Origin of the sequence: Clostridium sp. BSD2780061688st1 H5, from assembly GCF_005845155.1 — a bacterium.
GTDB classification, from domain to species: Bacteria; Bacillota; Clostridia; order Lachnospirales; family Lachnospiraceae; genus Claveliimonas; species Claveliimonas intestinigallinarum.
This window is the reverse complement of record NZ_SPGT01000049.1, coordinates 1-2,452: the sequence shown is the minus strand read 5'-3', so window position 1 is coordinate 2,452 and position 2,452 is coordinate 1. Positions and strand designations below refer to the sequence as shown.

General features: G+C 52.4%; 1 rRNA gene. It reads left to right on the top strand.

Annotated features, from left to right (window positions below):
- Positions 1-2,452 (top strand): 23S ribosomal RNA (locus tag FGQ86_RS15905); the annotation flags it as partial.

Genomic DNA, 2,452 nt, shown 5'->3' with positions numbered 1-2,452 from the left:
ATACCGCGGGGACCACCCCGTAAGGCTAAATACTCCTTAGTGACCGATAGCGCATAGTACTGTGAAGGAAAGGTGAAAAGGACCCCGGGAGGGGAGTGAAAGAGAACCTGAAACCCTGTGTTTACAAGCTGTGGAAGAACTTTACATGTTCAACCGCGTACTTTTTGTAGAACGGTCCGGCGAGTTACGCTGGCTGGCGAGGTTAAGGACTAAAGGTCCGGAGCCGAAGGGAAACCAAGTCTTAATAGGGCGGTTAGTCAGTCGGAGTAGACCCGAAACCGGGTGATCTATCCATGTCCAGGTTGAAGTTGCCGTAAAAGGCAATGGAGGACCGAACCCACATCCGTTGAAAAGGGTGGGGATGAGGTGTGGATAGGGGAGAAATTCCAATCGAACCCGGAGATAGCTGGTTCTCCTCGAAATAGCTTTAGGGCTAGCCTCATGAGAGTCTTGCGGAGGTAGAGCACTGAATTTCCTAGGGGGCGTCAAAGCTTACCGAAGAATATCAAACTCCGAATGCCGCGTAGATGGTTCATGGGAGTCAGACTACACGAGATAAGTTGGGTAGTCGAAAGGGAAAGAGCCCAGACCTGCAGCTAAGGTCCCAAAGTATGTGTTAAGTGGAAAAGGATGTGGGATTTCAAAGACAACCAGGATGTTGGCTTAGAAGCAGCCACACATTAAAAGAGTGCGTAATAGCTCACTGGTCGAGAGGTCCTGCGCCGAAAATGTCCGGGGCTGAAACACATCACCGAAGCTCAGGAATGTTTTAACATTGGTAGAGGAGCATTGCATACGGGAAGAAGCAGTACCGGAAGGAGCTGTGGACTGTATGGAAGAGAGAATGCCGGAATGAGTAGCGAGAGGAAGGTGAGAATCCTTCCGGCCGAATATCCAAGGTTTCCAGAGTAAAGCTGATCTGCTCTGGGTAAGTCGGGACCTAAGGCGAGGCCGAGAGGCGTAGTCGATGGACAACAGGTTGAAATTCCTGTACTACGGTATGACAGAACTGTGGGGACGCAGAAAGAGAGCACTACCGGGAATGGAAAGACCGGGGCAAGCGAGGTAGGAGGTAAGTTGGCAAATCCGCTTACCAATCTGAAGACGTGACGCATACCGAACTAAAAGTAGGGAAATGTGTGAGCTGGCTGCCAAGAAAAGCCGCTATTGTTCATACCGTACCCGTACCGTAAACCGACACAGGTGGATGAGGAGAGAATCCTAAGGCCGACGGGAGAAGCATTGTTAAGGAACTCGGCAAAATGACTCCGTAACTTCGGGAGAAGGAGTGCCTGCGAGAGCAGGCCGCAGAGAATTGGCCCAAGCAACTGTTTAGCAAAAACACAGGTCTATGCGAAACCGAAAGGTGAGGTATATGGGCTGACGCCTGCCCGGTGCTGGAAGGTTAAGGGGAGAGGTTAGCCGTAAGGCGAAGCTTTGAACTTAAGCCCCAGTAAACGGCGGCCGTAACTATAACGGTCCTAAGGTAGCGAAATTCCTTGTCGGGTAAGTTCCGACCCGCACGAAAGGCGTAATGATTTGGGCACTGTCTCGACAATGCACCCGGTGAAATTGAAGTACCAGTGAAGATGCTGGTTACCTGCGCCAGGACGGAAAGACCCCATGGAGCTTTACTCTAGCTTGATACTGGGACTCGGTATTGTATGTACAGGATAGGTGGGAGGCTAGGAAGTGGTGACGCCAGTTGCCATGGAGCCGCTGTTGGGATACCACCCTTGCAGTGCTGGGTTTCTAACCTGCGGCCGTAATCCGGCCGGGGGACAATGTCAGGTGGGGAGTTTGACTGGGGCGGTCGCCTCCGAAAGGGTATCGGAGGCGCTCAAAGGTTCCCTCAGAATGGTTGGAAACCATTCGAAGAGTGCAAAGGCAGAAGGGAGCTTGACTGCGACACCGACGGGTGGAGCAGGTACGAAAGTAGGACTTAGTGATCCGGTGGTATAAAGTGGGATTGCCATCGCTCAACGGATAAAAGCTACCCTGGGGATAACAGGCTTATCACTCCCAAGAGTTCACATCGACGGAGTGGTTTGGCACCTCGATGTCGGCTCATCGCATCCTGGGGCTGAAGTAGGTCCCAAGGGTTGGGCTGTTCGCCCATTAAAGCGGTACGCGAGCTGGGTTCAGAACGTCGTGAGACAGTTCGGTCCCTATCCGGCGTGGGCGTAGGATATTTGAGAGGAGCTGTCCTTAGTACGAGAGGACCGGGATGGACTGGCCGCTGGTGTATCTGTTGACTTACCAAGGTCATGGCAGAGTAGCCAAGCCGGGAAGGGATAAACGCTGAAGGCATCTAAGCGTGAAGCCCCCCTCAAGATGAGATATCCCTACGAAAGTAGTAAGACCCCTTGAAGACGACGAGGTAGATAGGGCAGAGGTGGAAGTGTGGTAACACATGGAGCTGACTGTTACTAATCGGTCGAGGGCATAACCA